Origin of the sequence: uncultured Friedmanniella sp. (assembly GCF_964244005.1) — a bacterium.
GTDB lineage: Bacteria > Actinomycetota > Actinomycetes > Propionibacteriales > Propionibacteriaceae > Microlunatus.
Map to the genome: position 1 here is coordinate 1 of NZ_CAXTHG010000005.1, position 24,078 is coordinate 24,078.

Genomic DNA, 24,078 nt, shown 5'->3' on the forward strand with positions numbered 1-24,078 from the left:
TACCCATAACTCATCCTCTCCCCGGCTCCACCACCAGACCAGACGCCGCCCCGGGCCCAAGAGAAAATCAGCGCTTCCCTAGCTGCCAATTCAGCAGCACAGGAACCCTGAACAGTTGATACTCGAGCGGTGCGCCTTCCACCACTCATTCGCGGCCGCGTCTCGATGGTTGGTGTCCACGACGAGCCGGCTACTCCGAAGCAACAGGCCCGAGACCAGGCCCAAGCTGCCTTCCGCGCCAGCCTGACCAACGTCCGAGCAGATACCGCCGGCGGGCCCTACACCTGCCCCTGCTGCGGCCACCCCAGCCTCCCCACTCGCGGCAACTACGACCTCTGCCCGAACTGTGACTGGGAGGACGACGGCCAGGATGACCACGACAGCCACCTGATTCGCCTCGGGCCCAACGGCGGCATGAGCCTCGACGCGGCTCGCGAGGTGTACCGCCGTACCCGCGGCGAACTCTTGCCGCATAATCCACCCAGCCCGCCTCAGTAGCCGACCGTCGTGCGAGCAGGTCAATGGACGACCCTTGTGCGGCACGCACGCAGAGTGCCATGGCGACCGCAACTGCGATTTCGGCGTCTCGGCCCACTTCAGAGCCTCTCGAAGGCTGGCAGCACGGAGTGAAGAAGAAACGTGTGCAGCTGTCGAAGCAAAGCTTGGACGTTCGCTCCGCGAGCAGCACTGTCGGCGCTAAACGCGACCGGCAGCGCAAAGCGAAAGTCGGGTTCCCCTTCGATGCTTCCCGCCGGGTCGTAGTCCAGCCACGCCAACGCATCCCCGTCCTGGAACGGCCCGTCGTAAGAGAGAGGTGGGGTAATCATGGTATTCACGAAGACGAGGTCTTGAAGCACCGTTTCCCAGAGAACGGTGGCTCCGGCGGTGACCGAAGGGTTTCGGTGCTTGTTCTCATTCCACAACAGGTTGAGCACCCACAGCAGATGGCCCTGAGGGTCCTCAGGAGACCCGATACACGGTTGGAACTGCTCGATCACATCGGCGACGGCCGGCGCGACCACACCGTCGACAGCCTCGCGGCCTTCGACGTCCCAGGATGGCTGCTTCTTGCTCTGTGCGGTCTTCACGTCGTAGATCGGAAAGGCCACGCGCCGCGGACGCTTCGGCGGGTCCTGATGCATGCGGGCGAACCCCCACATCAGGTTGTCGAGGGAGGCGCGCAAGTTGTGAATTGCGTCGCCGGCGATCTGCGAGAACTCCTCCGGTGGCTGGCGCAGGATCCGTCCGCGGATGAGAAAGCGCCCCAACTCCCGATCGTGCTCGAGGAAAACCCTGAACGGTCGGTCGCGGAAGAACTCCCGCAGGCCTCCCTCGAGCTGCTCGCAGTGCAGCAGAGCACGATCGAGCCGCCGGCGGGCGATCTCCACCGGGTGAGCGTCGATCGCGACGTGCGGCGGTCTTGACGGCGGCGGCGGAGGTTCCACAGCTCGCCTGCGTTCACCAGCTCTTGCAGACGTTGATCACGGGCCGACGTTAGGGCATCGCCTCGCAGCTCCGGAGGCCGACTACGAGGAGCAGACCTTCGACCGGGTGGCAACGCGGCTGAAGACGACCACCTTGGGGCCTGCATCACGCAGCGCCAATTCACCGACGGCCCATCGTTCGTCGCGTGGGGTGGGGCGTTGGGGCGCCGGCTCTCGGCTGAATCAGTAGCGAGTCGGCTCCCTGGTTAGTACATCGTGAACCGCAAGAAGTCCTCTGGCAGCGAGGGGTGTCAAATCGAGCCACCCTGCATGTCGATCCAGCGTGGAGATGCGACGCATTTCCGCGCTGTCCAAAGCGATCCACTGGAACGCATCCGATTCCCACCCGGCCTCGGCTTCGCGTGCTTTCTGCTCAACCACTGCCTGAGGTAGAGAAGTGGAAGTGTGCGCAACGACAAACTGTCCGTGCGTCCTACCAAAGCCATACCACGTATACCAGATGGGCCCGATATCTTCGCCATGCAACCCAAGTTCTTCCCGGGCGGCGCGACGAGCAAGGGCAAATAGATCCTCAGCAGGATGACCGGGCTGGTCTGATAAGGAGTTCATCGTCTCGCAGACTCCGAGCGACCAGATACCGCGCGACGACGCGGTTGCGGTGGACCTCCGGGTTTTCAACACCTCTCCCGTCGGCGTTGAAAGCGTGAGAGCAACGAATAGTGACCTCAGCGGTGCTGTCCGGAGCGCACCTTCGATACCGCGAGTCGAAATTAGGTTCTCTACTGGCTTCCAGATGGCCTCGTCTTCGAGGAGCTTTGGAAGGGCAAGGCTCGCCGCGTACTTGCTAGGACGTACGTATATTACGAAGTCTTTCGAACTAGGCCCTGATTCGCCATGGTCGACGGTTGAGTTGGTAACCTCGCAGACGTCACCTGACACGTAAGCGGACATCTCAGCCACTGCGGCGTCTAGAACATCGGTCGGAATCCAGTCTTGCTTCGGTTCCGGATTCGAATCCCGTAAAACATTGTGGCGTGCTGGATCTAATGGTCTGGCGCGAGACCAACTCATGATTTGGTAGAAGCCGAGCGATTCAAGGTCCTCTGAGGGATTTGGTTTTGGATCCCGTCGTCTCACTCGCGCTCGCGCACGATGTAAGAACGTATCCAGAGGTCGCTGAAAAAGCGAAGTAAGGATTAGGCTCACAACAGCGCCGACGATGGCGCCCAGGATTGCACCGAGCCAGAACTTGCCATCAGTGATGGTTTCCACTAGTACCCCCCAAAGTCGTTCGGCAATCCTCGCACAGCAGGAGCTAGATACCGGGCGCTTGTTCAACTTCTGTCCCGAGGCGAGGCGTATCACCAGGCAAAGCGGACTCCTGGCTTTCCTGTTGCGGTCTCGACGGCGATCCTCGAGCATCTGTACGACTGGGACCGCGCCCTTGAGAGGATGGCAACATGGCCCTACCGCCCGAGAGTTACGTCGACTCCATGCCCTGCGATCCTGACCTGCTGTTGGAGCTGGGGCGCGTGACCTGGGCGGCAGCACGGCTCACGCTGGCGTGCGGGATGCCTTCAACCACTACCAGGGCCAAGCTTCCGACCAACCATTCGCTCTGACCCTTGGGCAAGCGGTGAGCAAGCTTGAGGAGGCGGCCAGGCTTGCCGCTGGAGCTGATCAAGTCGGACTGGGTGTCCAACGTCGGGCGGCCTGCCGTGAGGATGCGGAACACAGTGGTACACGCCGTCACCTACACCGCGGCCAACGGCCAGCAAGCAATCGGAACCGTTGACGACGGGCCATCGGGCCGGTTCTTGGTCGATGGACTACGGCAGGTGATCCTCCGCCTGATCCACGCGAGCATGACTTTGCCGGTCTGACCGAAGCGACTCTCTTGCGGGACGCACGCAGTAGCCGACCCCTTGACGGGACAGCCGCAGCGGCCGCTCGAAAGCGTGTCGAGCTGCGGAATCCGATCTCGAGCGACCAGCCGGCCTGGTCAGCGGGCTGTCCCGGTGTAACCGTCCGGGTAGTCGCCTCGTGAGGGGAGGTCCACTGGGCAACTGTTGAGTCGGGAGTGCGGTCATCACTGTGCTGCCGTGGGGCGAGGGTGGACGGATCGCACGGCGCACCCTGGGGGAGCGGTCAGACGGACTCCAGCACGACCGCTGAACCTTGCCCGCCGCCGCCGCAGATGCCGGCGGCGCCCACCGCACCTGGTTCAGCACCCGCGAGCCGGCGGGCCAGGTGACCGACGATCCGGGCGCCAGAGGCGCCGATCGGGTGGCCGAGGGCGATGGCGCCGCCGTGCGCGTTGACCAGGGCGCCGTCGACGCCGAGAAGTCGGGTGGAGTGGACGGCGACCGCGGCGAAGGCCTCATTGATCTCCACCGCCGCGAGGTCGGCCGACTCCCGGCCGGCTTTGGCCAGCGCGGCCAGGATCGCGTTCGCCGGTTGGGCGTGCAGGGAGACGTCCGGGCCGGCGACGAAGGCGTGGCTCAGCACCCGGGCGAGGATCGGGATGCCGCGTTCGATCGCCGTCGACTCACTCATCAGCACTAGCGCGGCCGCACCGTCGGTGATCTGGGAGGAGTTGCCGGCGGTCGTCGTCCCGCTGCCGCCGAAGGCCGGCCGCAGCCGGCCCAGGGTCTCCACGGTTGTGTCGGCCCGCAGCCCGTCGTCGAGCGTGACCTCCGTCGACCCGCGCCGCCCGGCGAGGATGTATGGCGCGATCTCGCCGGCCAGGAACTCCGTCGCCGCGGCCAACCGGACGTGCGACGCCGCAGCCCAGGCGTCGCACGCCGCCCGGTCGACGCCGAGCCCGTCGTTGCGGGCCTCCGTCGAGGCGCCCATCGAGCGGCGCTCGAAGGCGTCGGTCAGTCCGTCGTGCTCGAGGGCGTCGACCAGCTGGACGGCGCCGTAGCGAGCGCCGGCCCGCGATCCCGACCAGGCGTGCGGCGCCAAGCTCATCGACTCCTGCCCGCCGGCCAGAACGATCTCGGCCTCGTCGGCGTCGATCAGCCGAGCGGCCGCCACCACGGCCTCGGTACCCGAGAGGCAGACCGCGTTCAGGGTCATGGCTGGGACCGTCAGCGGGATGCCGGCGGCCACCGCCGTCTGCCGGGCGGGGTTCTGGCCGGCCACAGCCTGCAAAACCTGGCCGAAATAGACGTGATTGACCTGTTCCGCCGGCACCCCGGCGCGCGCGAGGGCGGCGGCGGCGGCGTGTCCGCCCAGGGTGACGGCGGGCAAGGTGGCGAAGACACCGTTGAACTTCACGAACGGGGTGCGGGCGTAGCCCACGATCACCGTGGTCATGATGCCTCCTCGGCAGGTCGGGCGACCTCGGCATCGAGGTCGACGTCGAACGGAGCGTCGGTGGTGGCGCGTAGGTCCTCGACCGACGTACCGCACGCGACCGCCCCCAGCACCAGCCCGTCCGGGCCGACGTCCAACACAGCATGGTCGGAGACGATGCGCTGCACCACCCGCGAACCGGTCAACAGCAGCGTGCACTGGGTGACGATCTTGGGCGAGCCGTCCTTGGCCACGTGCTCGGTCACCACCACCACCCGAGGCGTCCCGCGACCATGTCCATCGCGCCGGCCATGCCCTTGACGAGCTTGCCCGGGATCGTCCAGTTGGCCAGGTCCCCGCCGTGGCCAGCGAGGCCGGTCTGACCCGACCGACCGCGCACCGACTGCGGTCCTCGCTGGCCGCTGAGGGCTTCCCGGACACCGACGCACGCCGGACGCGCTGGCACCTCGGGGCCGAGCTCTTCGTGCTGGGGACGCTGACCGCCGACCGCTTTCCCGTCGCCGAGCTGGCGCGGGGGTACGTCCGCGAGCTCGCCCGACTCGCCGGCGAGAGCGCCTTCCTCTCGATCCGGCGGGGGTCGGAGACGGTCTACCTGCTGCGCGAGGAGGGCAGCTTTCCCGTCCGGTCGTTCGTGCTCACCGAGGGGGTGCGTTTTCCGCTCGGCGTCGCCTCGGCCGGTCTGGCCGTGGCCTTCTCCTCCGACGCGGAGATCACGGCCTACCTCGGCTCTGCCGGCCTTGAGCGGGCGTGGGGTCCGCAGCACCGGGCGGACCGCGTCCGGCGCCGGATCGCCCGTACCCGCGAGCAGGGCTACGCCGTCAAACCGGGCCTGATCGTCGAAGGCAGCTGGGGATGGGGCCGCCGTCTTCGACGCCACCGGAGCGTCGGCGTGGGCCCTCAGCCTGACCGGTATCGAGTCGCGTCTCAGCCCGAGGCGACAGCCGGAGCTGGGCGCGCACCTGCTCGAACAGGCGCACCTGCTGACCCAGGAACTTCACCGGTTGTCCACCACCGGCCGAGGTCGTTGACATAGGCCGACTGCGCTATGCAAGATCACCTCGGCGCACAGGGTTCGACGTGCTGCACGGAGATCCGGTTCGACGACGAGCGAGGATGATGATGACGGCAGATCAGGCGAGCGCGGCCACCGGGAGCGGCGCCGAGCTCAACCCAGGAACGAAGTCGTGGAAGCCCCGGGCCCACCCCATCTCGTGGCTGACGCTGGTGGTGACCACCGGCGCGATCTTGATGACCTCGATCGACAACGGCATCCTGCCGGCCGTGTTGCCGCAGATCTCGGCGGAGTACGGCCTCGACGCCAAGCAGGGCGGCTTGATCAACTCCGTCTTCTTCGGGGCGCTGGTGCTCGGCGGCATCCTCTTCGGCATCATCGCCGACCGGGTCGGCACGGGCTACCGCCGCACGTGGACCTGGAACATCGCGATGCTGCTGGCGATCCTGGGCGGGGCGCTCACCTTCGGTGCCACCACCAGCTTCTTCCTGCTGCTGCTCTGGCGGGTCCCGATGGGGCTCAGCCGCGGCGGCTCGGAGCCGGTCAACGTAGCGCTGGTCAGCGAGTGGTGGCCGAAAGAGCACCGCGGCTTTGCCCTCGGGGTGCACCACACGGGCTTCCCGATCGGGCAGTTCGCCACCGGCGCGCTGATCGCCGCCATCCTCGGGGTGGCCGGCTGGCGGGAGGCGTTCCTGCTGATCCCGCTGCTGGGCATCATCATCGTCGTCCTGCAAGCCTTTGTGGGCACGAAGAAGAACCAGCAGAAGGTGTACGACTGGATCGACGAGAACCACCTGACGCGACCTCTGCCCGAGCTTTCCACCAAGCTCAGCGGCGGCGTGATGGCCCCGGTCCGCGAGGCGCTGAAAAGCCCTAACGTCCGCTGGGCCGTGGTGCTGGTCTTCCTCTTCCTGTGGGGGGAGGCGGGGGCGGTCACGTTCTTGACCACCCAGTTCGTCCAGCTGGGAATGAGTGCGGGCCAGGCCGCGCTGATCGCCGGCGCGTCCGGGCTGACCGGCTGGATCGGCCAGGTGGTCTGGGGGACCGTGTCGGACCACGTGGGCCGCAAGTTCTCCATCGCCTTCTTGATCATCGGCTGGTCGCTGGCCCTGCTCGGGATGATCTTCATCGTGGGCACCACCAGCGCCTGGCTCGTGCTGCTGTTCTGGGGTCTGTTCCGCAACGCGCCGTTCCCGGTGGTCTACGCGCTGCTGATCGACTCGGTGCCCAAGGCTGCAGGCACCGCCATGGGCATCATGATCGGCATCGCGCTCGGGCTCTCGGGCGTCTTCGCCTCCATCGTCGCCGGCGCCATCATCGACGCCTACGGATTCACCACCCACTACATCGTGCTGGCCGCGATCGTGGCGCTGGCCCTCATCCCGCTGTCCCGCATCAAGGAGACCGTCGCTGGACGGGGCAAGGAGGTGGCTCGATGAGCGAAGAGCTCTTGGCCCCGGGCGCGGAGCTGGAGAAGGTGGCGACCGGGACGACGTGGGCCGAGGGTCCGGTCTGGCTGCCCGAGCGGCGGGCGGTGCGCTACAGCGACATCCCTGCGAACCGGATCGTCGAGTTCAGCGAGGAGACCGGCGAGCTCACCGTGCACCGCGAGGAGGTGGGGTTCACCAACGGCCGCACCCTGGACCTGGACGGGTCGGTGCTGCAGTGCTCGCACGGGAACCGCCGCGTTGAGCGGGAGGTCGACGGGGTGGTCACCACGGTCGTCGACTCCTGGCGCGGCGCCCGGCTCAACTCCCCGAACGACGTCGTCGTGGCCTCCGACGGCACGATCTGGTTCTCCGACCCGTCCTACGGGATCCTCAAGCAGGGAGAGGGCTACGCCGGGGTGGAGGAGTACGGCGACCGCTACGTCTTCCGTTTCGAGCCGACGACCGGCCGGCTGGACCCGGTGGTGATCGACCTCGAGCAGCCCAACGGGCTCGCCTTCTCCCCGGACGAGAGCCTGCTCTACGTGTCCGACTCGTCGCTGGACTCGCCCGCCGAACCCAACCCCGCTCGGCCGGCGGGGCACGCCATCCACGTCTACGACGTGGTCGAGGGCCGGCACGCCAAGAACGGCCGCATCCTCGTCGAGGTGTCACCGGGACTGCCCGACGGCTTCCGGGTCGACCAGCTCGGCAACCTGTGGTCCTCGAGCCTGGACTCGGTCCAGGTGTTCTCACCGGCCGGCGACCTGATCGAACGGATCGAGGTCCCCGAGAAGATCGCGAACCTCTGCTTCGGCGGGGAGGACCTGCAGACGCTGTACATCCTTGCCTCGACCAGCCTCTACCGGATCCGGACCACGGTCACCGACGCGGTCCTGCACCGGCGGTCCGGGAACCGCTAGACGCTGGCGGAGTCGGTCAGGAACTCCGGCGGGACCCGTAGGTGCTGCCGACCCAGCCGGCTCACGTCGGTCTCGCCCAACAGGATCATGGTCTCGCGCAGCTCGGCGGTGAGCAGGTCGATCACCTTGGTCACGCCGCGCTCGCCGGCCGCGGCGACCCCGTAGACCCAGGGCCGACCGACCGCCGCAGCGGTGGCGCCGAGGCCCAGCATCTTCACCACGTCCCCACCCGTGCGCACCCCACTGTCGACGATGACCTCCATCCCGTCGGCCGCCTCGACCAGCGGGGCCAGCACCGAGACGGTGCTGGGCAGGCTGTCCAGCTGTCGGCCGCCGTGGTTGCTGATCCAGACCCCGTCAGCTCCCACCCGGCGCGACTGCTCGACGTCGGCCCGGGACGTGATGCCCTTGACCAGCAGCGGTCCGTCCCAGACGCTGCGCAGCCAGGCGACGTCGTCCCAGCTGGCCTTGAGGTTGACCATCTCGGTGTTGATGTAGGCCTGGTGCGACATCGCGCTCGAGCCCTCGGCGACGCCCATCAGGTTGCGGAAGCCGATCGTCGGGCCGGTCATCAGGCTGGTGAACCAGCCCGGGTGCCGGACTGCCCCGAGCGCGTTCCGCAGCGTGACCTGCGGAGGGATCGACATCCCGTTGCGCTGGTCCCGGGACCGCTTGCCGTTGACGGCCACGTCGATGGTCACCACCAGGGCGCGGCAGCCGGCCGCTCGGGCGCGGTCGACCAGTCCCGCGATCACCTCGCGGCTGCGCCACATGTAGAGCTGGAACCACAGCGGACCGGTGGCCTGCTCGGCGATCTCCTCGATCGACCAGCTCGACGCGGTGCTGATCGTGTAGGTCAGCCCCGCCGCGCCCGCCGCTCGGACCGCGCTCAGCTCTCCGTCGCGGCCCACCACCCGCACCGAACCGCAGGGGGCGAGCAGCAGAGGCATCGGCATCGTCTGTCCGAGGACCGGCTTGGCGAGCTGGATCGTCGAGACGTCGCGGAGCGAGGACGGGACGAAGCGGACGCGTGCCAGGTCGGCCACGTTGCTGCGCAGGGTGATCTCGGCGTCGGCACCGCCGTCCACGAAGTCGAACGCCATCCGCGGCAGCTTGCCCTTCGCCAGCCGCCGGACGTCGTCGACGGTGGGGGCGTAGGCCAGCGGGTCCACGGTGATCCCACCCGCAACGAGCATCTTGGCCAGATCGGCGATCGCGCTCGGGCGCAGAGCCATGGGTCCTCCTCGACCGGCGGGGCTGGAGCGGGTGACGAGAATCGAACTCGCGTAGCCAGTTTGGAAGACTGGGGCTCTACCATTGAGCTACACCCGCAGGACGAGCACGCACGAAAATACACGCCAGGCTCCGCTCGCGCGAGTCGGGGCGACAGGACTCGAACCTGCGATCTTCTGCTCCCAAAGCAGACGCGCTAGCCACTACGCTACGCCCCGCGGCGACCGGTCGACCCGGTGACGCCCGTGCAGTCTAGGGGTAGTCCACGACCGCGACCAAGCGCACTTTTGGCCCGGCCGCACGACCCGCCCTAGGATGGTGCTCTTCACCGAGCCACACCTCGAGGCGCCGACCGACGCGCGCCCACGAGTGAAGATCTGCCAAATCCAGGAGTTGAAGAGTGCCCAGCACCGTCGAGCAGCTGAGCCCCACGCGGGTCAAGATCACGGTGGAGGTCCCGTTCACCGACCTCAAGCCCAGCATGGACAAGGCCTACGCCGAGATCGCCAAGACCGTGAACATCCCCGGCTTCCGGCGCGGCAAGGTGCCGCCGGCCGTCATCGACCAGCGCTTCGGTCGCGGCACGGTCATCCAGGAGGCCTTCAACGACTCCTGGATGCGTTTCTACGGCGCGGCCGTGACGGAGAACTCCCTCGCCCCGCTGGCGCAGCCCGACGTGGAGGTCACCAAGCTCGAGGACGGTGACAGCATCGAGTTCACCGCTGAGGTGGACGTCCGCCCCGCCTTCGACCTTCCCGACTTCGCCACACTCGAGGCCAGCGTCGACGCGGTCGACGTGGCGGACAGCCAGGTCGACGAGCAGGTCGACGCGCTCCGGCACCGCTTCGGCTCCCGCGAGGTCGCCGAGCGCCCCGCCGCCAACGGCGACGTGCTGACCATCAACCTCGTGGCCAGCAAGGACGGCGAGGCCCTGCCCGACGCCACGGCCGAGGACCTGGAGTACACGGTCGGCTCCGGCCAGATGCTCGACGGGCTCGACGACGCCGTCACGGGCCTGTCGGCGGGGGAGTCCGCGACCTTCGTCTCGACCCTGGTCGGTGGCCCGCTGAAGGACGAGCAGGCCGACATCGAGGTCACCGTCACCAAGGTCCAGGCCGAGGAGCTACCGGCCGCGGACGACGACTTCGCGCAGCTGGCGTCGGAGTTCGACACGATCGCCGAGCTGCGCAGCAGCATCGCCGACCAGCTGACCGCCATGGCTCGGCTCGAGCAGGCCGGACTGGCCCGCGACGCCGTCCTCGAGGCGCTGATCGGGCAGCTCGAGATCGAGGTGCCGCAGAACATCCTGGCGTCCGAGCTCGAGGCCCGCACCAACCAGATCACCACGCAGCTCGCCCAGGCCCAGCTGAGCCTGGAGCAGTACCTCGACGAGGCCGAAGTGGGTCAGACCGAGGAAGAGTTCTGGGCCGACGTGGAGAAGCGTTCCACCCAGGCCCTCAAGGCCCAAATGATCTTGGACAAGGTCGCCGAGGAGCGCCAGGTCGGGGTCGACCAGAACGACCTGACCCAGCACATCATCCGTAAGGCGCAGGCCGAGAACACCGCACCGCAGCAGGTGGCCGACCACCTGCAGGAGCACCCGCACCACATCGACGAGTACTTGACGGAGATCCGCCGCGGCAAGGCTCTCGCCCTGATCGTGGAGTCCGCCACCGTGACCGACTCTGCCGGTGCGCCGGTCGAGCTGGCTCGTCTTCGCGAGGACGGCACGATCGGGGACGACGAGGTCGACGAGCTCGAGGTCGACGAGGCCGGGGTCGACGAGGCCGGGGTCGAGGAGGCCGGGGTCGACGAGGCCGGGGTCGACGAGGCCGGGGTCGACGAGGCCGGGGTCGACAAGTCCGCGACGGCTGAGGAGCCGGCGCAGCGCTGACCTCACCCGCTGGCACGACCGAACCCCCGTCCTGTGGACGGGGGTTCCGTCGTTCTCAGGCGGCTCTCAACAGGACTTGAGATATCAAGTGAACCTTGCGCGGATCTTGAGGAAACCTCGATCCGGCGCCGACGTCCCACCGAGGTCGGTCAACCAGAGTTCTTCTTGCCGGGCGGTCTTGGGGAGACCGACCGGCCACCAGCTCCGGTAGTCCGGGAGCGGCGCCCAGATCAGGGGGAGGGCGTCGCGACGAGGACACCGGGAACGGCTCGATCGGCGGACCATGTCAGGGGGAGGTCTCGCTCGTTCGGACCAGTGCGCAGGCCCAGGTCAGGGGAGGGCTGCAGCGCCAGGCACGGCAGGGGATCGGTACTGCGGCTCAGGTCAGGGGGAGCGTCGCGGCACCGATGCAGGACCAAGCAGGAAGCGGCGTGTCAGCCCAGGTCAGGGGAGGGCCAGAACGCGCCGGCGACGGCGGTGGGGAGGGCGCGGCGATCCAGATCAGGGGGAGAGTCGCCCGCCTACCCTCACCCGCCACGCAGCTGGCCGCGGCTGCGCCGACAGCGAACAGAGCCTCGTTGCCCCTCGGACTGTCAGTCCTGCGGGGTAGGTTCGTGATCGTGAACGCACACTCTGGAGATCTACGATCCGCCGGCATCGCACAGCCGCGCGCCGCGAGCCGGGGCGGTATCGGCCTCGACGACAACGTGTACCAGGCTCTGCTGCAGAACCGCATCATCTTCCTCGGATCCGAGGTGCGCGACGAGAACGCGAACGCGATCTGCGCGCAGATGTTGCTGCTGAACGCGGAGGACCCGCACCGCGACATCTTCCTCTACATCAACTCCCCGGGCGGCTCCGTCGACTCGGGCATGGCGATCTACGACACCATGAACTGGATCTCCAACGACGTGGCGACCGTGGCCATGGGTCTGGCCGCCTCGATGGGCCAGTTCCTGCTCTGCGCCGGCACCAAGGGCAAGCGCTACGCGCTGCCGCACAGCCGGATCATGATGCACCAGCCGTCCGGCGGGCTGGGCGGAACGGCCAGCGACATCCGGATCCAGGCTGAGCAGTCCCTGCACATCAAGAGCGTGATGCAGAAGCTGATCGCCGAGCACACCGGGCAGACCCTCGACCAGATCGAGGCCGACTCCGACCGCGACCGCTGGTTCACCGCCGAGGACGCGCTCAAGTACGGCCAGATCGACCACGTCTACGCCTCCGCGGCGCAGATCCCCGCCTCCCAGGCCGAGGCCCCCAACCAGTGAAAGGGCTGATTCCTGTGCCCGCCAACTTCGCCGCCCCCTTCGGGCGCGCCGCCACTCCGACCGCCGAGGGCCAGCCGTTCGCCCCGACGATGGACTACTACATCCCGCAGTGGGAAGAGCGCACGTCCTACGGGATGCGTCGCATCGACCCGTACACCAAGCTGTTCGAGGACCGGATCATCTTCCTCGGCACGCCGATCTCGGACGAGATCGCCAACGCCGTGATGGCCCAGCTGCTCTGCCTGCAGCAGATGGACGCCGACCGCGACATCGAGATCTACATCAACTCACCCGGTGGCTCGTTCACCGCGCTGACGGCGATCTACGACACCATGCGCTACATCAAGCCCGACGTTCGTACGGTCTGCCTGGGTCAGGCGGCGTCAGCGGCGGCGGTCATCTTGGCGGCCGGCACCAAGGGCAAGCGGCTGGCCCTGCCGAACAGCCGGATCCTGATCCACCAGCCCGCGACCGAGGGTGGTTACGGGCAGTCGTCCGACATCGAGATCCAGGCGCGCGAGATCCTGCGCATCCGGTCCCTGATGGAGGACATGTTGGCTACCGACACCGGGAAGACCACCGACGAGGTCAGCCACGACATCGAGCGCGACAAGTACCTGACGGCCGACCAGGCCCTCGAGTACGGCATCATCGACGAGATCCTGACGTCCTTGAAGGCTGTCGACGCCTGACCTGACCGGCTCGCCTGACCCGGCGGAGAGGTGCTGCACATCACCGACGGGTCGGGTTAACCTGGTCCATCGGTCAACCTCGTACGTCGGGGGCCGCCCGAGGGGCCTGACTCAGCAGTAGGAGAGGAAGCGGCGTGGCGCGCATCGGAGAGAGCGGTGACCTGCTCAAGTGCTCGTTCTGCGGAAAGAGCCAGAAGCAGGTCAAGAAGCTCATCGCCGGCCCCGGGGTCTACATCTGCGACGAGTGCATCGACCTCTGCAACGAGATCATCGAGGAGGAGTTCTCCGAGGGGACCGAGGTCGGTCTGCTCGAGGAGCTGCCCAAGCCGCACGCCATCCGCCAGTTCCTGGACGGCTACGTCATCGGCCAGGGCAACGCCAAGAAGGCGTTGGCCGTGGCGGTCTACAACCACTACAAGCGGGTCCAGTCGCAGGCGGCCAACCCGGCGCGGCGCGCCGAGGACGACGGCGTCGAGCTAGGCAAGTCGAACATCCTGCTGATCGGCCCGACCGGCTGCGGCAAGACCTACCTGGCGCAGACGCTGGCCAAGATGCTCAACGTGCCGTTCGCCATCGCGGACGCGACCGCGCTGACCGAAGCCGGCTACGTCGGCGAGGACGTCGAGAACATCCTGCTCAAGCTGATCCAGGCTGCGGACTTCGACGTGAAGAAGGCCGAGACCGGCATCATCTACATCGACGAGGTCGACAAGATCGCTCGCAAGAGCGAGAACCCGTCGATCACCCGTGACGTCTCCGGTGAGGGCGTGCAGCAGGCGCTGCTGAAGATCCTCGAGGGCACGTCCGCGTCGGTCCCGCCCCAGGGTGGGCGTAAGCACCCGCACCAGGACTTCATCCAGATCGACACCACCAACGTGCTGTTCATCGTCGGCGGCGCCTTCGCGGGGTTGGAGCACATCATCTCCTCGCGGGTCGGCAAGCGTCCGCTCGGCTTCAACAACGACTCCGCGCTCCGGCGGCCCGAGACCGAGGACCCGTTCAGCGACGTCCGGCCCGAGGACCTGGTCAAGTTCGGCCTGATCCCGGAGTTCATCGGACGGCTGCCGATGATCTCCTCGGTCAGCCCGCTCGACCGGGACGCGCTCATCCGGATCCTCGTGGAGCCTCGGAACGCGCTGGTCAAGCAGTTCAAGAAGCTCTTTGCGCTGGACGGCGTCGAGCTCGAGTTCTCCTCCGACGCCATCGAGGCGATCGCCGACCTCGCGCTGCTGCGCGGGACCGGCGCCCGCGGTCTGCGCGCCATCCTCGAAGAGGTGCTGCTCAACGTCATGTACGACGTCCCGAGCAGTGACGACGTCGCCCAGGTGATCATCACCGCCGAGGTCGTCAGGGACGCCGCGCTACCGACCCTGGTGCCACGCGAAAAGCTGGCTAAGCGGGAGCGTCGGGAGAAGTCGGCTTGACCTTCAGCAGCAGCTGACCCTGCTCCCCCGAGGCTCCGCTGCGCGGACCGAGGTGGTCCAGGAAGTCCGCGAGGTCGGTCCACATCCCCAGCCGCAGTGCCAGCGGCATGCCGTTGTTCGCGCCCGACGGCCCGGGGAGCACGAAGGACGGCCTCCCCGCGACCGTCCAGGCCAGCTCCCCGTAGCCCCGGGGCAGCCGCTCGCCCGCGCCGCGGGCGTACCAGCTGGCCGCTGTCTTGCTCACGAACGCCACCACCTGCGGAGCCACCGCCCGCACCGCATCGTCGAACGGTCGGCGGTGGACCACCATCTCCGGCTCTCGGCCGCCCAGTTGGACCCGTTCGATCACCAGGTCGGTCAGCCCCACGCCGAGGTCGGGCAGCCTGCCGGCCAGCTCTGGGGACAGCCGCTCCCCGACCAGCCCGCTGGCGTGCAAGAGCTCCCAGAAACGGTTGCCGGGGCCCGCGTAGTACTGATCGGGGCGCCGGCCACGGCCGATCGTCCCGGCGATCAGCAGGCGAAGGCCGGGCCGCAGCAGACTGCCGTCCGGCCAGGTCGTCAGCGGGTCGGGTGCGTCCACGTCGCTGCGGGTCGGTCCTCTCTCAACCGTTGACCGCGGAGGCGAGAGCGGCGAGGGAGTCGTCCATCTGGGACCCGGTGATCAGCGGGAAGGAGACCAGCTTGAGGATCTCCTTGTCCGTCACCTTGGACCAGTCGTAGGTCAGCGAGACCTCGGTCGAGTCTGAGCCGGCCGACTTGAGCTCGTACAGCCACTCCCACCCGGGCGGCTCGGTGCCGGCGGGGGCGGGCTTCCAGGCGATCAGGATGCCGGGCTGGAAGCCGCTGACGTGGTTGTCCATCTGGTACTCCCCGCCCATGTGGGGGCCTTCCATGTTCATCCGAAAGGTGTCGCCGACGGCGGTGATCCGCTGCGACTTCACCGCGGAGCGCAGGAAGCCGGAGCCGTCGAACTCAGTGTGCCGCTCCGGGTTGGAGAGCAGGTCGAAGATCTCGGTGGCGGGCGCGTTGATCGTTCGGGTGGCGGTCTGGGATGTCGTGGTCATGGGTCCAGTCTCGCTGACGAGTAGGCACCAAAGGTCCACCGGGGGAGCCGGTACCGGATCGCCCAGGCGAAGACCGCGAGCGCCACGGCGGAGGGCCAGATGCCGATGCGCTCCAGCAGGCCGCCCCACGCCGGGTCGAGCCGGATGGTCAGGAACACCGAGGCCAGGGTGCTGATGATGCCGATCACCACCCAGACCTTCGCTCCTCCCCAGCCGCGCCGGGTCAGCAGCCGGGCGGTGGCGGCCACGGCGACGCCGCCGAGGAGGACGGCCGGGGTGCTGACGACGTAGTGCAGCACCGGGCCGACGTCCAGCGGCACGAAGCCGGTGAGCACCCCGCTCAGCCCGTAGATCGTCCATAGCGCGATCGGCAGCGTGGCGAAGCGCCCGTCCTGCCGTCGCAGCAGCAACCAAGCGCCGAGCGCGGTGGTGATGCCGCCGATCATGAAGCTAGCGTTCATCAGCCCGTGCAGCGGCGAGCAGACCGGGACGTCCACCCCGGGGTAGGCGACGGTGGTGCACGTGCGGGCGCCGAGGTCGCTGATGGTGTTGTCGAGCCAGCTGTACGGGGCGCGGACGGTCGCCGCGACCACGACCTCGATGATCAGGCTCAGCGGCTGGATCGCCCAGCAGAGCAGTCCGACCTGCGTGGTCCGGCGGGGGGTGGGTTGCATGGCTCATCATGGCCGACGGAGCGGGCGCTGTCCGCGCGCTCGCCGGGTGGAAGCCGATCGGAACTACGGCGCTGCTGGATCGGTCATGGCTAGAGTCGTGGCTTGCGGACCACGACGCTTGCCGATGCGAAGGACCATCTCAGTGAGCTCATCCGTGAGCCCACCCGACGCACGAACGAACGACCGTGACGAAGAACGGAAGGTTCTGCTGCCGTCATCGTGTCCGTCGAGGACTGGGAGTCGATCGAGCGAATGCTGGAGAAGGTGACGGACCCGGCAGCGATGGCAGCTTGGCGGAAGCGGAGATCACGGGCCCGATGCTCATCGCGCCGCCCGCGTCGCGATCCGGGCCGAGCTGCTCGCCTCGGACAACCCCCGCTTCGTGCTCGCGCCGGCGACGACGAGGTCGGGTGATCTACCGCATCACGGTCGAGGTCGTCCACCTCCGACACCGAGCCGACGTGTACCGACCTCGGTAGTCTCCGCGCCAAAGCTCCGTCCGTTCCGTTGTCGCCGCAGTCAGGTGCCGGGAAGAACGGGGCACCCGTCGGGCTTGTCCCAGGTATGAAGAGCATCGTCTACCGAACCACTGGTGACCCGTCCGTCCTCACGCTCGTCGAGCGTCCGATCCCCAAGCCGGGTCCTGGTGAGGTCCGGGTCAACCTCGCCGTCTCCGGGGTGAACCCGACCGACTGGAAGTCCCGGCGAGGGAGTAAATCTGGCGACCGGCTGCCGTTCGCGGAGGTCACACCCAACCAGGACGGCGCCGGCACCGTCGAAGCCATCAGCCCCGAGGCCGCCGAGCTCAACCCGCAGCTGGAGGTGGGCGATCCGGTCTGGATCTTCCTCGCCCAGCACCTGCAGCCGGGCGGCACCGCGCAGGAGTACGTCACCGTCCCGGTCGAACACGTCGTCCGGCTGCCGGACGGCGTCTCGTTCGACGTCGGCGCCTCGCTCGGCGTCCCGGCCATGACCGCCCACCGGGCGCTGACCGTCGCCGAGCAGGGGCCGACCCGGCTCTCGCCCGGCGCCTTGGCCGACCGGACCGTCCTGGTCGCCGGAGGGGCGGGGGCCGTCGGTCATGCCGCGATCCAGCTGGCCCGATGGGCCGGAGCGACCGTGGTGACCACGGTCAGCAGCGAGGTCAAGGCCGTGCTGGCCCGGGCCGCCGGTGCGCACCACGTCGTCAACTACCGCGAGTCCGATGCAGCCGCGGAGATTCTCGCGGCGGCCCCGGACGGCGTCGACCTGGTCGTGGAGGTCGCGCCCGGACCGAACGCCGCACTCAACCTCACCGTGCTGGCCAACCACGGCACCATCGCGGTGTACGCCAACAACGGCGGCGACTCCGTGACCTTCGACGTCCGACCGTTCTTCGCCCGCAACCTGCGACTGCAGGGGCTGCTGCTCTACACCGTCGGCGAGGACGCCCTGCAGGTCGCGGCCGAGGACATCACGGTCGCCCTGCGCGCCGGCGTCCTCGACGTCGGCGAGGCGGCCGGGCTACCCATCACCCGGTTCCCGCTGGAGCAGACCGCCCACGCCCACGCCGCCGTCGAGGCCGACACCGTCGGCAAGGTCCTGATCGACATCGCCTGATCCGACCTGTCAGCGTCAGCGGCCGCTCGGGCGACCACTGACGCTGACAAGTCGGAACTAGGCCTGTGCGGGGGCGGCGAGGACGGCCTCGACGCTCACCGGGCCGTCCTGCTCCACCCAACGCACGTCTCCGGTGATCCGGCCTACGGCGCGCAGGTCGGCCTCGACCGAGCTCAGCAATCCGAGGGTGGCGGCGGGCCCGGAGAAGGTCGCGGCCTCCACCTCGGTCCGCATCGACACCTTGGCCTGGGACTTCGCGCCCCGGATCTCGCCCAGCGCGGCCGACACTGCGGCGAGCACCGCCGGGTCACCGTCGGACTCGAGCTCGGCGGTGGTCGGCCAGGGTGCAGTGTGGATCGACCCCTCCTGCCACCACGACCAGACCTCCTCGGTCACGAACGGCATGATCGGGGCGAGCAGCCGCAGCATCACGTGCAGGGCCAGTCCCAGCGCCGCCTGCGCCGACCGGACGCCCGCGTCGGCCGGGTCGCCGTACGCGCGCTCCTTCACCAGCTCGAGGTAGTCGTCGCAGAACACCCAGAAGATGTGCTCGCTCACCTCGAGCGCGCCGGTGTAGTCGAACGCGTCGAACGATGTCGTCGCCTGCCCCACCGTGTCGGCGAGCGCCGCGAGCAGCGCGCGGTCGACCGGTTCGGTGACCGCGGCCAGCTCGGTGGTCTGGGCCACCCCGAGCACGAACTTGCTCGCGTTGAGCACCTTCGTCGCCAGCCGACGGCCGACCTTCATCTCCCGCTCGTCGAACGGCGAGTCCATGCCGGGCCGGGCCTTCGCCGCCCGCCAGCGCACGGCGTCAGAGCCGTAGCTGTCGATGATCGAGTCGGGCACGATCGCGTTGCCCTTGGACTTGCTCTGCTTCTTGCGGTCGGGGTCCATCACGAAGCCCGAGATCATCGACCGCTTCCAGGGCAGCGAGTGGTTCTCGTAGTGCGCCCGGACCACCCGCGAGAACAGCCAGGTTCGGATGATCTCGTGCGCGTGGGTGTTCAGGTCCATCGGGAACGTGAGCTCGAACAGCTCGGCGTCCCGTTCCCAGCCGCACACGATCTGGGGGCTCAAGGACGACGTCGCCCAGGTGTCCATCACGTCCGGGTCGGCCATGAAGCCGCCGGCGACGCCCCGCTGGTCGGCGGTGAAGCCGGGCGGCACCTCCGAGCTCGGGTCGATCGGGAGCTGGTCCTCCGTCGGCACGACGGGGTGCGCGTAGTCGGGCTCGCCGTCGGCGTCCAGGGGATACCAGACGGGGAACGGCACGCCGAAGAAGCGCTGGCGCGAGATCAGCCAGTCGCCGTTCAGACCGCCCACCCAGTTGTCGTAGCGGTACTTCATGTGCTGCGGCACCCAGGCCAGCTGGTCGCCCCGCTCCAGCATCGTGGCCTTGAGGTCGGCGTCGCGGCCACCGTTGCGGATGTACCACTGGCGGGTCGACACGATCTCGAGCGGCTTGTCGCCCTTCTCGTAGAAGTTCGCCTTGCGCTGGGTCGGCGTGGGCTCGCCGTCCAGGTCGCCGGACGCGCGCAGCGCCGCCACCACCTGTTCCCGGGCCGAGAACGTCGTCAGGCCCGCCAACTGATCCCAGTCGACCGCGTCGCCCAGCCACTCGGGCTTGTCACGCAGGATCCGCCCGTCGCGACCGATGATCACCCGCGCCGGCAGCTGCAGCTCGCGCCACCACGTGACGTCGGTGAGGTCGCCGAACGTGCAGCACATCACCAGGCCCGAGCCCTTGTCGATCTCCGCGGCCGGGTGTGCGAGCACGGGCAGCTCAACCCCGTACACCGGTGAGGTCACGGTCTGACCGACCAGGTCGGCGTACCGGGCGTCGTCGGGGTTCGCGATCAGCGCCACGCAGGCGGGGATCAGCTCGGGCCGGGTGGTCTCGATGTAGACCGGGCCCTCCGCAGCGTGGAAGGCCACCCGGTGGAAGGCACCGGGGTAGTCCCGGGCCTCCAGCTCGGCCTGGGCGACCGCGGTCTGGAAGGTCACGTCCCACATCGTCGGGGCTTCGGCCAGGTACGCCTCGTCGCGCGCGACGTTGCGGAGGAAGCCGAGCTGGGCCACCTTCACCGAGTCGTCGGAGATGGTGGTGTAGAGCGTGGACCAGTCCACGCTCAGCCCCACCCGCCGCCACATCTCCTCGAAGGTGCCCTCGTCCACGTGGGTCAGCTCGTGGCACAGGTCCACGAAGTTGCGCCGGCTGATCGGCAGCTGCCGCTTGGCGTCGGCCCCCGTCAATCCAGCACGTTGGGGCGGGCTGAAGTCGGGGTCGTAGGGCACGGACGGGTCGCAGCGCACGCCGTAGAAGTTCTGCACCCGGCGCTCGGTCGGCAGACCGTTGTCGTCCCAGCCGATCGGGTAGAACACGTGCTTGCCCGTCATCCGCTGGTAGCGGGCGATCAGGTCGGTGTGGGTGTAGGAGAACACGTGCCCGATGTGCAGCGATCCGGACACGGTCGGGGGTGGGGTGTCGATGCTGAACACCACGGCCCGCGAGCCCGGCCGGACGAACGCGTACGTCGCGTCGGTCCGCCAGCGGCTCAGCCACTTGTCCTCCAGACCTTCCAGCGCCACCTTCTCCGGTACCCGGGCGCCACCGGTGGCGGTCGCGTCGGGCTGGCGGTCGAGGGTTGGTGCGGTCATGGGGCAATTCTAGGAGAAGCCGCTGACAGCCTCACCCGGCTTCCCGCGGCACCCCTAGTCCGTCGGTCCGGTGGTGTCGAGGGAGGTCACGTCGGACAGGGCAGCCGAGTACACGCGGGTGACGACGTTGGCGGGACGCAGCAGCCCCCGGTCGTAGGTGTGGGCCCCGCTCTCGAAGATCACGTACAGCCGGCCGTCCAGCACGGTGACGCCCTCGTTCATCGACGGCACCCGGAAGCAGTAGGGCGTCGACGACCCGCTCCTGGGGACCACCCACAGGTTGCCGCGGGAGCGACGACCGTACGAGGTCGAGAAGATGGCGTGGTCGGTGGTGACGGCCAGCCCCTGCGTCTTCTTCGGCAGCGTGATGCCGGCGTCGGGCTGCAGCTCCAGGGCGCCGGTGCTGCGGCTGGTCTGGACGTAGCCGGTCAGCGCGGTCGCCGTCGTCATGTTGTAGCGACCGGCCCACAGCCGCCCGTCGCCCACGCCGAGGTTGGCCAGGTCGTGGCTGCTGGGGCGGGTGTAGTCAGGGTGCTGGACGACATCGGTCCCGCTGTCCAGGGCGCGGCGGACGGTGGCCAGCCGATAGCCGCGGATGGTGTGCTCGCTGCCGACGTAGAGCCAGCCGCCGTACACCGCCAGGCCGCCGACATGGCCAGGGTCGATCAGCATCCGGCCCGCGCTGGTACCTGCACGCGGGCCGTCGGCCACCACCGCGAACACTGCGCTGGGACCGTCGCTCCCTTTGTCGGCGTTCCCGTCGTGGTAGGCAGAAATCAGCAGGACGTCCTCGCCCGACCCGAACCCGGCCCAGCCGGCCAGACCCTGGGGGACGTACCGCGAGCCGAGCAGTCCGGCGGGGACGTCCACCCCGGGGCTGAACCGCGGCGTCGTCTGCGCGGCGACGTCGACCCAGTCGAAGACCCGGCTCGCCGACCGGCCGGCGTACGACGGGGACGTGGTGCTGCGCGTCGTGTAGCAGGAGGGGTCGCCGTCGTCCCCGTCCGTCGTCCTGACCCCGGCCACCAGAGCCGTACCGACCAGGGCCACGGCGGTCACGACCGCCACGATCCTGCGCGCTGATGTCAGGATGTCTGCCTCCTACCCCTGGGCTCGGCACAGTAGCCCGCTTCGGCGGCAGCCACCTAGACTCGACAGGCCATGTCAGAGCCTCAGACCCACGCCCAGATCGTCGCTGCGCTGACCGGCCGCTGGCCCGAGCACCGGATCGCCCCGAGCCTCGGCCGGATCGCCGCCCTCACCGGCCTGCTCGGCGACCCACAGCAGGCTTTCCCCGTCATCCACGTCACCGGCACGAACGGCAAGGGCAGCACGGCCGCGATGATCGAGTCGCTGCTGCGGGCGACCGGGCTGCGGACCGGCCGCTTCACCAGCCCGCACGTGACCAGCGTGAACGAGCGGATCACCATCGACGGCGAGTCGATCACCGACGAACGGTTCGACGCGACCTGGCGCGAGATCGAGCCGTACGTGGCGATGGTCGACGCCCGACAGATCGACGGCGTCTCGATGACGTTCTTCGAGATCATCACCGCGATGGCGTTCGCGGCCTTCGCTGACGCGCCCGTCGACGTGGCCGTGCTCGAGGTGGGACTCGGCGGTACCTGGGACGCCACCAACGTCGCCGACGGCGACGTCGCGGTCGTCACCCCGATCGACCTCGACCACACCCACCTGCTCGGGAACACCATCGCCAAGATCGCGACCGAGAAGGCCGGCATCATCAAGCCCGGCGCGCACGCCATCCTGGCTGGTCAGAGCCTCGAGGCGGCGCAGGTGCTGCTGGCCCGCTGTGCCGAGGTCGGCGCGCTGCCGCAGCGCGAGGGGATCGACTTCGGCGTGCTGGGCCGCTCGCTCGCGGTCGGCGGCCAGCTGCTGCGGCTGAACGGTGCCGAAGGTCCGGTCGAGGACGTCTTCCTGCCGCTCTACGGCGCCCACCAGGCCGCCAACGCCGCCCAGGCGCTCGCCGCCGTCGAGGCGTTCCTCGGCCTCAAGGCGGTCAACCCCGACGTCGTCCGCGAGGGCTTTGCCGCCGTCCGCTTCCCGGGTCGGCTCGAGGTGGTCCGGCGGGGACGCAGCGTGGTCCTGGACGCCGCACACAACCCGCACGGCGCCCGGGCCACCGCAGCCGCGGTCACCGAGGCGTTCGGTTTCACCCCGCTGGTCGGGGTGGTCGCGGTGATGGCCGACAAGGACGCCCGCGGCCTGCTGCAGGTCTTCGAAGAGGTGCTGAACTCCGTCGTCGTGACCGCCGTCGCCTCCACCAGCCGCGGGATGCCCGCGGACGTGCTGGGCGAGCTGGCGGCGGAGGTGTTCGGGCCCGAGCGGGTCACCGTGGCACCGCGACTCGACAACGCGCTCGAAGCGGCGATCAACCAGGCCGAGGCTGAGGGTGCGGGGTCGCCCGGGGTGCTGGTGACCGGCTCGGTGGTGCTCGTCGGAGAGGCCCGCGCCCTGCTGGTGCACGAGGACGCGCTGCTCGCCCCCGAGCCGGCCGAGGATCCCGACGACGACTGGGAGGACGAGCTCGCCGAGGACGACGACGCGAGCGAGGGCGCCGAGGACGACGACCCGTACGGCGCCTTCGGCCCGCAGGCGGACCGGCGGTGAGGCTCAGCGCGAAGAACCCGATGCGGGTGGTGCTGCTCACGGTGCTGCTCTCGGAGGTGCTCGTCTTCGGCCTGGCCATCCCGGTGATGGTGCTGGTCTCGAACGTCCCGGCCGGCACCGCCGGGCTCTTCGCCGGCGCCGCCGCGGTGCTCGCGCTGGTCGCGGCGGGGCTGATGCGGCGTCCGGTCGGCTATCCGCTCGGCTGGTTGACCCAGCTCGTCGGGGTGGCGCTCGGAGTGCTCACCGCACCCATGTACGTCATCGGCGCCCTCTTCCTGGCGCTCTGGCTGATCTCGTTCCTGCTCGGCCGGCGGCTGGACGAGATGGCCGCCTCGCGGACCGTCGACCCGGCCGGCCCCGATAAGGTCACCCCATGACTGCCGCCGCCGAGGTCCCGACCATGCGCTCGTTCGTCCTGATCAAGCCGGACGCGGTCCGCCGCGGGCTGGTCGGGGCCGTGCTCAGCCGCTTCGAGGCCAAGGGCCTGACCGTGGTCGCGCTGCAGCTGCGCCAGGTCACCGAGGAGCTCGCGGACACCCACTACGCCGAGCACCTCGAGCGGCCCTTCTATCCGCCGCTGCGTCGTTTCATCACCTCCGGGCCGTCAGTGGCGTTGGTGGTCGAGGGCGACGAGGCCATCAGCGTCGTCCGCGCGCTGAACGGCGCGACCGACGGCCGCGTGGCCGCTCCCGGCACCATCCGCGGCGACTTCTCCCTCTCCAACCGCGAGAACCTCGTGCACGGCTCGGACTCCCCGGAGTCGGCCGCCCGCGAGATCGCGCTCTGGTTCCCCGAGCTCGGCTGAGCTGC

Annotated in this window: 22 protein-coding genes and 2 tRNA genes; 12 read left to right on the top strand and 12 right to left on the bottom strand. The window is 68.9% G+C overall.

The window, feature by feature from the left end; genetic code table 11:
* Positions 1 to 165: 165 nt before the first annotated feature.
* Positions 166 to 498: a CPCC family cysteine-rich protein gene (locus ACFE76_RS04355; RefSeq protein ID WP_375430686.1), complete on the top strand. Its 333-nt coding sequence runs from the start codon at positions 166 to 168 to the stop codon at positions 496 to 498.
* Positions 499 to 596: 98 nt separating this feature from the next.
* Here the strand turns inward: ACFE76_RS04355 and ACFE76_RS04360 are convergent, their stop codons facing one another.
* The 4 genes from ACFE76_RS04360 to ACFE76_RS04375 all read right to left on the bottom strand — a co-directional run bounded on the left by ACFE76_RS04360 (position 597) and on the right by ACFE76_RS04375 (position 5,011).
* Positions 597 to 1,388 (bottom strand): hypothetical protein, encoded by a 792-nt coding sequence (locus tag ACFE76_RS04360; protein ID WP_375430521.1) that lies wholly within the window; start codon positions 1,386 to 1,388, stop codon positions 597 to 599.
* A gap of 279 nt (positions 1,389 to 1,667) precedes the next feature.
* On the bottom strand, positions 1,668 to 2,405 hold the full coding sequence (locus ACFE76_RS04365; RefSeq protein WP_375430522.1) for a hypothetical protein: 738 nt from the start codon (positions 2,403 to 2,405) through the stop codon (positions 1,668 to 1,670).
* A 1,188-nt stretch (positions 2,406 to 3,593) separates the two neighbouring features.
* Positions 3,594 to 4,766 carry an acetyl-CoA C-acyltransferase gene (locus ACFE76_RS04370; protein WP_375430523.1) on the bottom strand — a complete coding sequence of 391 codons (1,173 nt, stop codon included), beginning with the start codon at positions 4,764 to 4,766 and terminating at the stop codon, positions 3,594 to 3,596.
* Positions 4,763 to 5,011, bottom strand: a complete 249-nt coding sequence (locus ACFE76_RS04375; protein WP_375430524.1) for a hypothetical protein — start codon at positions 5,009 to 5,011, stop codon at positions 4,763 to 4,765. The genes ACFE76_RS04370 and ACFE76_RS04375 overlap by 4 nt, the downstream gene beginning before the upstream one ends.
* 95 nt (positions 5,012 to 5,106) lie before the next feature.
* Here ACFE76_RS04375 and ACFE76_RS04380 point away from each other — a divergent pair, with 95 nt between their 5' ends.
* The 3 genes from ACFE76_RS04380 (at position 5,107) to ACFE76_RS04390 (ending at position 8,128) form a co-directional block, all read left to right on the top strand.
* Positions 5,107 to 5,799 (top strand): IclR family transcriptional regulator, encoded by a 693-nt coding sequence (locus ACFE76_RS04380; protein WP_375430525.1) that lies wholly within the window; start codon positions 5,107 to 5,109, stop codon positions 5,797 to 5,799.
* A gap of 86 nt (positions 5,800 to 5,885) precedes the next feature.
* Positions 5,886 to 7,217: an MFS transporter gene (locus ACFE76_RS04385; RefSeq protein WP_375430526.1), complete on the top strand. Its 1,332-nt coding sequence runs from the start codon at positions 5,886 to 5,888 to the stop codon at positions 7,215 to 7,217.
* A complete protein-coding gene (locus tag ACFE76_RS04390) occupies positions 7,214 to 8,128 on the top strand; it encodes an SMP-30/gluconolactonase/LRE family protein (RefSeq protein WP_375430527.1) in 915 nt (304 codons plus the stop codon). The genes ACFE76_RS04385 and ACFE76_RS04390 overlap by 4 nt, the downstream gene beginning before the upstream one ends.
* On the opposite strand, the gene ACFE76_RS04395 is transcribed toward ACFE76_RS04390, so the two are convergent.
* The 3 genes from ACFE76_RS04395 to ACFE76_RS04405 all read right to left on the bottom strand — a co-directional run bounded on the left by ACFE76_RS04395 (position 8,125) and on the right by ACFE76_RS04405 (position 9,579).
* Entirely contained in the window at positions 8,125 to 9,363 is a 1,239-nt protein-coding gene (locus tag ACFE76_RS04395; RefSeq protein WP_375430528.1) for an alpha-hydroxy acid oxidase, read from the bottom strand. The two genes, ACFE76_RS04390 and ACFE76_RS04395, sit on opposite strands and share 4 nt — an antisense overlap.
* A gap of 23 nt (positions 9,364 to 9,386) precedes the next feature.
* Positions 9,387 to 9,460, bottom strand: a tRNA-Gly gene (locus ACFE76_RS04400).
* 46 nt (positions 9,461 to 9,506) lie between these two features.
* Positions 9,507 to 9,579, bottom strand: a tRNA-Pro gene (locus tag ACFE76_RS04405).
* 182 nt (positions 9,580 to 9,761) lie between these two features.
* Here ACFE76_RS04405 and tig point away from each other — a divergent pair.
* The 4 genes from tig (at position 9,762) to clpX (ending at position 14,642) form a co-directional block, all read left to right on the top strand.
* Positions 9,762 to 11,255 (top strand): trigger factor, encoded by a 1,494-nt coding sequence (gene tig, locus ACFE76_RS04410; protein ID WP_375430529.1) that lies wholly within the window; start codon positions 9,762 to 9,764, stop codon positions 11,253 to 11,255.
* Positions 11,256 to 11,911: 656 nt separating this feature from the next.
* A complete protein-coding gene (locus tag ACFE76_RS04415; protein WP_375430687.1) occupies positions 11,912 to 12,526 on the top strand; it encodes an ATP-dependent Clp protease proteolytic subunit in 615 nt (204 codons plus the stop codon).
* A 14-nt stretch (positions 12,527 to 12,540) separates the two neighbouring features.
* Positions 12,541 to 13,218, top strand: a complete 678-nt coding sequence (locus tag ACFE76_RS04420) for an ATP-dependent Clp protease proteolytic subunit (protein WP_375430530.1) — start codon at positions 12,541 to 12,543, stop codon at positions 13,216 to 13,218.
* 134 nt (positions 13,219 to 13,352) lie between these two features.
* Positions 13,353 to 14,642 carry an ATP-dependent Clp protease ATP-binding subunit ClpX gene (gene clpX, locus ACFE76_RS04425; RefSeq protein WP_375430531.1) on the top strand — a complete coding sequence of 430 codons (1,290 nt, stop codon included), beginning with the start codon at positions 13,353 to 13,355 and terminating at the stop codon, positions 14,640 to 14,642.
* Here the strand turns inward: clpX and ACFE76_RS04430 are convergent.
* From ACFE76_RS04430 to ACFE76_RS04440, 3 genes are read right to left on the bottom strand one after another with little or no spacing between them, the layout of a single operon-like run.
* Positions 14,611 to 15,222, bottom strand: coding sequence for a mismatch-specific DNA-glycosylase (locus ACFE76_RS04430; protein ID WP_375430532.1), 612 nt, complete (start codon positions 15,220 to 15,222; stop codon positions 14,611 to 14,613). The genes clpX and ACFE76_RS04430 overlap by 32 nt on opposite strands.
* A gap of 22 nt (positions 15,223 to 15,244) precedes the next feature.
* Positions 15,245 to 15,706, bottom strand: a complete 462-nt coding sequence (locus tag ACFE76_RS04435) for an SRPBCC family protein (protein ID WP_375430533.1) — start codon at positions 15,704 to 15,706, stop codon at positions 15,245 to 15,247.
* On the bottom strand, positions 15,703 to 16,380 hold the full coding sequence (locus ACFE76_RS04440) for a DUF998 domain-containing protein (protein WP_375430534.1): 678 nt from the start codon (positions 16,378 to 16,380) through the stop codon (positions 15,703 to 15,705). Before ACFE76_RS04440 ends, ACFE76_RS04435 begins: the two co-directional genes overlap by 4 nt.
* 564 nt (positions 16,381 to 16,944) lie before the next feature.
* Between ACFE76_RS04440 and ACFE76_RS04445 the strand changes: the two genes are divergently transcribed.
* Positions 16,945 to 17,979 carry an NADPH:quinone reductase gene (locus ACFE76_RS04445; RefSeq protein WP_375430535.1) on the top strand — a complete coding sequence of 345 codons (1,035 nt, stop codon included), beginning with the start codon at positions 16,945 to 16,947 and terminating at the stop codon, positions 17,977 to 17,979.
* Positions 17,980 to 18,036: 57 nt separating this feature from the next.
* Here the strand turns inward: ACFE76_RS04445 and valS are convergent, their stop codons facing one another.
* The gene (valS, locus tag ACFE76_RS04450) at positions 18,037 to 20,637 is read right to left on the bottom strand and encodes a valine--tRNA ligase (protein ID WP_375430536.1); all 2,601 of its coding nucleotides are present in this window, start codon (positions 20,635 to 20,637) and stop codon (positions 18,037 to 18,039) included.
* A 54-nt stretch (positions 20,638 to 20,691) separates the two neighbouring features.
* Positions 20,692 to 21,696 (bottom strand): hypothetical protein, encoded by a 1,005-nt coding sequence (locus ACFE76_RS04455; protein WP_375430537.1) that lies wholly within the window; start codon positions 21,694 to 21,696, stop codon positions 20,692 to 20,694.
* A gap of 102 nt (positions 21,697 to 21,798) precedes the next feature.
* Here ACFE76_RS04455 and ACFE76_RS04460 point away from each other — a divergent pair, with 102 nt between their 5' ends.
* The 3 genes from ACFE76_RS04460 to ndk are packed head-to-tail and all read left to right on the top strand — an operon-like array spanning position 21,799 to position 24,073.
* Entirely contained in the window at positions 21,799 to 23,268 is a 1,470-nt protein-coding gene (locus tag ACFE76_RS04460; protein WP_375430538.1) for a bifunctional folylpolyglutamate synthase/dihydrofolate synthase, read from the top strand.
* Positions 23,265 to 23,645: a DUF4233 domain-containing protein gene (locus tag ACFE76_RS04465; RefSeq protein ID WP_375430539.1), complete on the top strand. Its 381-nt coding sequence runs from the start codon at positions 23,265 to 23,267 to the stop codon at positions 23,643 to 23,645. Before ACFE76_RS04460 ends, ACFE76_RS04465 begins: the two co-directional genes overlap by 4 nt.
* Positions 23,642 to 24,073 carry a nucleoside-diphosphate kinase gene (gene ndk / locus ACFE76_RS04470; RefSeq protein ID WP_375430540.1) on the top strand — a complete coding sequence of 144 codons (432 nt, stop codon included), beginning with the start codon at positions 23,642 to 23,644 and terminating at the stop codon, positions 24,071 to 24,073. Before ACFE76_RS04465 ends, ndk begins: the two co-directional genes overlap by 4 nt.
* The last annotated feature ends 5 nt before the right edge of the window (positions 24,074 to 24,078 follow it).

Excerpts from the sequence above, each read along its gene's own strand:
- ACFE76_RS04445 (WP_375430535.1), top strand. The coding sequence starts at position 16,945 with ATGAAGAGCATCGTCTACCGAACCACTGGTGACCCGTCCGTCCTCACG.
- ndk (WP_375430540.1), top strand. The coding sequence starts at position 23,642 with ATGACTGCCGCCGCCGAGGTCCCGACCATGCGCTCGTTCGTCCTGATC.
- ACFE76_RS04395 (WP_375430528.1), bottom strand. The coding sequence starts at position 9,363 with ATGGCTCTGCGCCCGAGCGCGATCGCCGATCTGGCCAAGATGCTCGTT.
- ACFE76_RS04460 (WP_375430538.1), top strand. The coding sequence starts at position 21,799 with ATGTCAGAGCCTCAGACCCACGCCCAGATCGTCGCTGCGCTGACCGGC.
- ACFE76_RS04355 (WP_375430686.1), top strand. The coding sequence starts at position 166 with ATGGTTGGTGTCCACGACGAGCCGGCTACTCCGAAGCAACAGGCCCGA.
- ACFE76_RS04435 (WP_375430533.1), bottom strand. The coding sequence starts at position 15,706 with ATGACCACGACATCCCAGACCGCCACCCGAACGATCAACGCGCCCGCC.
- ACFE76_RS04440 (WP_375430534.1), bottom strand. The coding sequence starts at position 16,380 with ATGCAACCCACCCCCCGCCGGACCACGCAGGTCGGACTGCTCTGCTGG.
- ACFE76_RS04370 (WP_375430523.1), bottom strand. The coding sequence starts at position 4,766 with ATGACCACGGTGATCGTGGGCTACGCCCGCACCCCGTTCGTGAAGTTC.
- valS (WP_375430536.1), bottom strand. The coding sequence starts at position 20,637 with ATGACCGCACCAACCCTCGACCGCCAGCCCGACGCGACCGCCACCGGT.
- ACFE76_RS04390 (WP_375430527.1), top strand. The coding sequence starts at position 7,214 with ATGAGCGAAGAGCTCTTGGCCCCGGGCGCGGAGCTGGAGAAGGTGGCG.
- ACFE76_RS04385 (WP_375430526.1), top strand. The coding sequence starts at position 5,886 with ATGACGGCAGATCAGGCGAGCGCGGCCACCGGGAGCGGCGCCGAGCTC.